At 72.0% G+C, this 6,000-nt stretch carries 8 protein-coding genes; 4 read left to right on the top strand and 4 right to left on the bottom strand.

Annotation, left to right across the window (positions count from 1 at the left end):
• Positions 1 to 142: 142 nt before the first annotated feature.
• Positions 143 to 826, bottom strand: a complete 684-nt coding sequence (locus tag BU204_RS12875) for a response regulator transcription factor (RefSeq protein ID WP_075125867.1) — start codon at positions 824 to 826, stop codon at positions 143 to 145.
• Between the two features lie 87 nt (positions 827 to 913).
• On the opposite strand from BU204_RS12875, the gene BU204_RS12870 reads away from it, so the two are divergent.
• Positions 914 to 1,441, top strand: a complete 528-nt coding sequence (locus tag BU204_RS12870) for a M15 family metallopeptidase (RefSeq protein WP_075125866.1) — start codon at positions 914 to 916, stop codon at positions 1,439 to 1,441.
• On the opposite strand, the gene BU204_RS12865 is transcribed toward BU204_RS12870, so the two are convergent.
• Both BU204_RS12865 and BU204_RS12860 read right to left on the bottom strand, forming a co-directional pair.
• Positions 1,438 to 2,199: a DeoR/GlpR family DNA-binding transcription regulator gene (locus BU204_RS12865; protein ID WP_075125880.1), complete on the bottom strand. Its 762-nt coding sequence runs from the start codon at positions 2,197 to 2,199 to the stop codon at positions 1,438 to 1,440. The two genes, BU204_RS12870 and BU204_RS12865, sit on opposite strands and share 4 nt — an antisense overlap.
• A gap of 10 nt (positions 2,200 to 2,209) precedes the next feature.
• Positions 2,210 to 2,701, bottom strand: a complete 492-nt coding sequence (locus tag BU204_RS12860; protein WP_233160132.1) for an SRPBCC family protein — start codon at positions 2,699 to 2,701, stop codon at positions 2,210 to 2,212.
• A 50-nt stretch (positions 2,702 to 2,751) separates the two neighbouring features.
• Here BU204_RS12860 and BU204_RS12855 point away from each other — a divergent pair, with 50 nt between their 5' ends.
• The 3 genes from BU204_RS12855 to BU204_RS12845 are packed head-to-tail and all read left to right on the top strand — an operon-like array spanning position 2,752 to position 4,539.
• Positions 2,752 to 3,429, top strand: coding sequence for a DUF2238 domain-containing protein (locus tag BU204_RS12855; protein WP_233160130.1), 678 nt, complete (start codon positions 2,752 to 2,754; stop codon positions 3,427 to 3,429).
• On the top strand, positions 3,426 to 3,959 hold the full coding sequence (gene mug, locus BU204_RS12850; protein ID WP_075125865.1) for a G/U mismatch-specific DNA glycosylase: 534 nt from the start codon (positions 3,426 to 3,428) through the stop codon (positions 3,957 to 3,959). The genes BU204_RS12855 and mug overlap by 4 nt, the downstream gene beginning before the upstream one ends.
• Positions 3,952 to 4,539 carry a DUF1707 domain-containing protein gene (locus BU204_RS12845; protein ID WP_198942855.1) on the top strand — a complete coding sequence of 196 codons (588 nt, stop codon included), beginning with the start codon at positions 3,952 to 3,954 and terminating at the stop codon, positions 4,537 to 4,539. Before mug ends, BU204_RS12845 begins: the two co-directional genes overlap by 8 nt.
• Positions 4,540 to 4,601: 62 nt before the next feature.
• On the opposite strand, the gene BU204_RS12840 is transcribed toward BU204_RS12845, so the two are convergent.
• Positions 4,602 to 5,984 carry a DUF2252 domain-containing protein gene (locus BU204_RS12840; RefSeq protein ID WP_075125864.1) on the bottom strand — a complete coding sequence of 461 codons (1,383 nt, stop codon included), beginning with the start codon at positions 5,982 to 5,984 and terminating at the stop codon, positions 4,602 to 4,604.
• Positions 5,985 to 6,000 lie beyond the last annotated feature (16 nt).

The following is a 6,000-nucleotide window of genomic DNA, read 5'->3' as shown; positions in this document are numbered from 1 at the left end:
GTCGGCGGCGATGAGGAGCGCGCGGTCGGGGACGTAACGCAGGAGGAACACCCACACGGCGGCGAGCAACACGGCGCCGGCGACCATCAGGAACCCGGCATAGCTGAGGGTGAGCTTGATGCGAACGCTCCACCCGGGCTCCCTATCCACGGCTCTCGTCCTCGTGCCCGGTGTCGATGCGGTAGCCGACACCGGGCACCGTGGCGATGACCCAGGGTTCGCCGAGGCGTTTGCGCAGTGCCGAGACCGTGATGCGCGCGGCGTTGGTGAACGGGTCCGCGTTGGCGTCCCACGCCCGTTCCAGGAGCTCCTCGGCGCTGACCACCCCGCCCTCGGCGGCGACGAGGACCTCGAGCACGGCGAACTGCTTGCGGGTGAGCGCGACATAACGCCCGTCGCGGTACACCTCGCGGCGGAACGGGTCCAGCCGCAGGCCGGCGATCTCCCGCACCGGTGGCCGGTTGTGGCCGCGCCTGCGGTCGAGCGCTCTGAGCCGGAGCACCAGCTCCTTGAGCTCGAAGGGCTTGGTGAGGTAGTCGTCGGCACCGAGCCCGAACCCGGTGGTCTTGTCGTCGAGCCGGTCGGCCGCGGTGAGCATGAGGATCGGCATGCCGCTACCGGAGGCGACGATGCGTCTGGCGATCTCGTCGCCCGAGGGGCCCGGGATGTCACGGTCGAGGACGGCGATGTCGTAGCTGTTGACGCTCAACATTTCCAGCGCGGTGTCGCCGTCTCCTGCGACGTCGGCGGCGATCGCCTCCAGGCGCAGGCCATCGCGGATGGCTTCGGCCAGGTAGAGCTCGTCCTCGACGACCAACACACGCATGGCCCCGATGCTACGAACCGCCGCTTATCGTGGGCATATCGAACACCTCATACGTGGCGGCGACACCGGATTGCCTTGACTGGTGGCGTGTCCTACAGCGAACCAGCACGCACGACGGCCCCTGTCGCCCCACCGTCCTCTTCGGTCGTCCGGCACGCCCTCGGCCCGGCACACGGTGCCGTTCCCGAGCCCCTGACCGTGTTCGACGACGAGGCGCCGGCCGTGGCCAACCTCGATCCCGATCTGCTCGCCGCCCTGCGCCGGGCGGCCACCGACGCCGCGGACGACGGGGTCGAGTTCTTCGTCAACAGCGGCTGGCGGTCGCCCGAGTACCAGAGGCAACTACTCCGCGAGGCGGTCGAGAGTCTCGGCTCGGCCGAGGAAGCCGCCCGGTGGGTGGCGTCCCCCGACACCTCCGCCCACGTCGCAGGTGAGGCGGTCGACATTGGACGGTTCGAGGCCAGGTCGTGGCTGTCCGCGCACGGCGCCGCGTACGGGCTGTGCCAGGTCTACCGCAACGAGGACTGGCACTACGAGCTGCGCCCCGAGGCCGTCGAGCACGGCTGCCCGCCCATGTACCCCGACCCCTCGCACGATCCGAGGATGCGACGCTAGGCGAGCACCACGCGCGGACCGGCGGCGGCGACCTCCTCCAGCGTCTTCGGGTCGGCGCCGTTGTCGGTGATGAACGTGTCGATGTCCTTGAGGTCGGCGAACCGGGTGAAGTGGTCGTTGCCGATCTTGGTGTGGTCGGCGAGGAGGATGACGCGGCGGCTGCTGCTGACCGCCGCACGCTTGATCATGGCCTCGGCCGAGTCGGGGGTGGTGAGGCCGCGTTCGGTGGAGACGCCGTTGGTGGCGATGAAGGCCACGTCGACGTAGGTGTCCCGGAGGGCCTGGAGTGCCCAGGCGTCGACGGTGGCGAGCGTCCGGCTGCGGAGCCTGCCCCCGACCAGCATGATCGTCAGGTTGGGCCGGGTGGACAGGCTCAGTGCGATGTTCACGGAGTGGGTGACGACCGTGAGCTCGCGGTCGGAGGGAAGGTGGTCGGCGAGGCGGGCCGTCGTGCTGCCGGCGTCGAGCAGGACGCTGCCCTCGTTCGGCAGCTCGGCCAGGGCGGCCTTGGCGATGCGTGTCTTCTCCGCGGTCATGGCGGCTTCGCGGGTGGAGAGGGTCGGTTCGAAGCCGAGCCGCTCGACCGGGATCGCGCCGCCGTGCACCCGGCGCAGGACGCCGTGGCGCTCGAGGATCGTCAGGTCGCGCCGGATGGTCTCCGTGGTCACGGTGAACTCGTCGGCCAGCGCCGTGACGTCCACCCGTCCCTGGGCGCGCGCCCGTTCGAGAATGACCTGCTGTCGTTCCTCCGCGTACATCGAACCCATTCTACGAAATCCGGCCGGCCTCCGCCCTGGATTTCACCGCAGCGAGGGTGTGTTCGATCGAGCGGGCGTTGAACCCGGGCCGGTCCCGGCGGCCGGTCACCCGCGGACCCAGGAACCGGCGGACGACCCAGTTGCCGACCCGGAACCAGTGCTCGGTGAGCCGGCAGCCAGTTTCGGTCGGTGTGACCTCGTAGGACCAGCGGGACACGCGCACGCCGAACGGGGTGCGGACGTCGAAGGTGAACCGGCGGGCCGGCTCGCAGGCGACGACGGTGACCCTCGTCCACCATTCCCTCGCCCCGTTGCGGTTGGTCCCACGGAAGCGCGCGCCGACCGCGGGCCCCGTCGCGCCGTCGAGCCACCGGCCGCCCACGTTCTCCGGGCTGAGCTCGCCCATCCGGGGCAGGTCGGTCACCATCGCCCAGACGGTCGCCGCGTCGGCGGCGATGTCGGTACTGCGCGATATCGTCGGCTCCACCGCGAAACCCTCCACGGCGAAACCGTAGCCAGCGCGGCCGGCGCCGGACAACGAGCGGGCACCAGGTGCGCACGTCGGAAGAGGTTGTCGTGCGGCTCGGGGCGGGTTCGGGCAGAGTGATCTCGGTGGTCACCGTGGGGCGCCGTGAGGGCATCGTGCTGGTCGCAATCGTCGTGGCGGCCCTGGTGTGGTCGGGGATCGGCGCGCGGAGCACCGGCACATGGGCGATGGAGGTGGTGTGGGTCGTCGTCGGCTTACCGCTGGTGCTGCTCGCCCGGCGGCGCTTGCGCTTCCCGCTGAGCAGGCTGGTGTGCTGGCTGCTCGTGGCGCACGCGCTGGTGCTCTGCTACGGCGGGCGGCACACCTACGCGCTGACACCCCTCGGTGAGTGGTTCCAGGACATGTTCGGGACCCAGCGCAACAACTACGACCGGTTCGCGCACGTCGTCCAGGGGTTCGTCCCGGCGGTCCTGGTGCGCGAGCTGCTGCTGCGGCTGACGCCGCTGCGGCGCGGCGGGATGACGTTCTTCCTGACCGTGACCGTGTGCCTGACGGTCAGCGTCGGGTTCGAGCTGGTCGAGTGGGGTGCCGCGCTGGCGCTGGGTGCCGGGGCGGAGGACTTCCTCGGTACCCAGGGCGACGTGTGGGACACCCAGTGGGACATGTTCCTGTGCCTGTGCGGTGCGGTGGCGGCCCAGCTGCTGCTCGGCCGGGTGCACGACCGCCAGCTGGAGCCGCGGTGAGCGATCTCTCCTGGGCCCGCACGCGCACCATCCCGGACGTGGTCGCGCCGGGCCTCGACGTGCTGTTCTGCGGCATCAACCCCGGCCTGTACTCGGCGGCGACCGGTCACCACTTCGCCCGGCCCGGCAACCGGTTCTGGCCGGCCCTGCACCGTTCGGGCTTCACCCCGCGCCAGTTCCACCCCTCCGAGCAGGAGAGCCTGCTCGAGCTGGGCCTGGGCGTGACCAACCTCGTCGCCCGCGCCACCGCCCGCGCCGACGAGCTGACCCGCGACGAGCTGGAGGAAGGCGGCCGCATCCTCACCGAGCTCGTGGCGACCCACGGGCCCCGCTTCGTCGCGGTCGTCGGCATCACGGCGTACCGCACCGCCTTCGCCCGCCCCAAGGCCGCGATCGGCGCCCAGCCGGAGCGCCTGGCCGGCGCGCGGCTGTGGGTGCTGCCCAACCCCAGCGGCCTCAACGCCCACTACCAGGGCCCGGCCCTCGCCGCGGCCTTCGCCGAACTGCGCGCCGAGGCGTGCCGTGGCTGACGACCTGCGGATCGGCTTCGAGGAACGCGAGGCCACGGTGGCGGCGCTGGGCAGCCACTTCTCGGCGGGCCGCCTCACCACCGTGGAGTACGAGGAGCGCACCGCCCGCGCGACCGCCGCCGCGACGCGGGAGCAGGTCCGGTCGCTGTTCGCCGACCTGCCCCCGCCGCACCCGCCCTTCCTCGAGACCGCCGCGCTGCCCGAGCCGCTGCGCGCGGCGCTCGCCGCGGAAGGCACGTTGGTCCTCGCCGAGCGGCTGCCGGGCGAGGTCACCTACCGGAGCTACCGCGCCCCCGGCGTCCACCACCGGCGCCGCACCGTGCCCGTCCTCGGCACGGTCGCGGTCACCGGCCGCCGCCTGCTGGTCTGGGCGGGTGACACCAAGCAGGTCGACGTTCCCTTCGACCATCCCCTGCGGGCCGCGATCGAGGTCACCGCCGAGGCCGACCTCCTCCGCATCGTCGTCGACGCCGGTGCCTTCCACCCGTCGCGGTCCGGCCGCATCGAGATCCGCCTCCGCACCAGCCGCGCCCGCGACGTCGCGAACCTGTTCGGCCCGGGCCCCGCGAACCGCCGCTAGGGAGCGTCCGCGCAGTCCCAGTCGATGGGCTTCGTGAAGCGGCGGGCTCGGTGCGAGACCGGTCAGCGGTCGTTCTCGACCAGGGCGGGGAGGGTGCCCTTGGTCACGAGGGCCTGCAGTTCGGCGTGGTCGGCCTCGGTCCGGTCGGCGTAGTCGAAGGCGTACCTCGTGAACGCCTCGTCCAGCTCGTCACCGTCCTTGTCGTCGAGGTACCCCGCGAGCAGCCGCGGATCCACCGAGCGGGTGTGGGCCCGGGCCAGCAGGGCGCCGGCGAGCCGGCCGTAGTCGTCCAGGTCGTCGCGTTTGAGTGCGGTGGTGTCGATGTCACCCTTGCGGTTGCGGAACTGGCGCACGATGTAGGGCCGGCCCTCGACGGTGGTCCAGCCGAGCAGGATGTCCGTCTCGGCCTGGACGAGCCGGGCGCCGTGCACGATCCGCTCGCCCTCGTGCCGCACCGGGGCCAGGTCGAGGAACGGCGCCAGTGCCGACCGGCGGGCCTCCTTGACCTGCAGCACCAGCGCCTCGTCACCGTTGCCGTGCAACAGGACCAGATAGTTGCGCAGGCCCACGCTGCCGGTGCCGACCACCCGGGCGGCCACGTCCGACAGGCTGTAGCGCAGTACGAGGTTGCGCCGCGACTCGCGCAGGGTGTCTACATAGGAGGGCATGGCGGCGAACACCGCCTGCGCGGTCTCGTCCGACACCGCGGTGAGCGTGGGCGGATCGGTGATGAACCGCCAGCGATCACCGTCGTACGCGGTCCACCTGGCGGCGAACCGGGCGCTGGTGTTCCTGCGGGATTTCTCCGCCGCCTTGGCGAAGTCCTTGACGAGATCGTCGGCCTTCACCTTCGACAGCACCGACTCGTCCCCCAGCGCGGTCCAGGACTCCATGAACGGCATCGCGGCCAGGCGTCGCAGCGCCTCCCGGTAGGCGCGCACGGTGTCCTCGGCGGCGTCCCGACAGCCCTTGTCCGACACCCCGCCCGTGCGGCCGGCGAGCACCAGCGACGCCGTCAGGCGCTTGAGGTCCCACTCCCACGGGCCGGGCACCGTCTCGTCGAAGTCGTTGATGTCCATGACGATCTGGCCTTCGGGGGTGCCGTACAGACCGAAGTTCGCCGCGTGCGCGTCGCCGCAGAGCTGGACGGTGACACCGGTGTGGACGCCGGCGGCGAGGTCGCCGGCCATCAGGCCGGCCGCCCCCCGGAAGAACGAGAAGGGGGAGGCCAGCATGCGCCCCACCCGCAGCGGGATCAGCTCCTCGAGGCGGCCGGCGTTGCTCGCGCGCATGAACTCCGCCACTGACGGGCGGTCCGGCGCCAGCGACATCGCCCGGTGGTCGGTGAAGCCCACCTCCGCACGCAGCGCGCGGCCGCGCGCGTACACCTCCTCCGGCTCGACCCACCTGCCCAGCGCGGCGCCCGACCGCGTGCTCCGACCCATGGCGTCCATGATGCCC

The organism is Actinophytocola xanthii (genome assembly GCF_001921205.1).
Lineage (GTDB): Bacteria > Actinomycetota > Actinomycetes > Mycobacteriales > Pseudonocardiaceae > Actinophytocola > Actinophytocola xanthii.
This window is presented reverse-complemented; position numbering and strand designations above follow the sequence as displayed.

What these genes read in the sequence shown, in the direction of transcription:
- BU204_RS12875 (WP_075125867.1), bottom strand. Translation starts at nt 826, where the DNA reads ATGCGTGTGTTGGTCGTCGAGGACGAGCTCTACCTGGCCGAAGCCATC.
- BU204_RS12865 (WP_075125880.1), bottom strand. Translation starts at nt 2,199, where the DNA reads ATGTACGCGGAGGAACGACAGCAGGTCATTCTCGAACGGGCGCGCGCC.
- BU204_RS12840 (WP_075125864.1), bottom strand. Translation starts at nt 5,984, where the DNA reads ATGGGTCGGAGCACGCGGTCGGGCGCCGCGCTGGGCAGGTGGGTCGAG.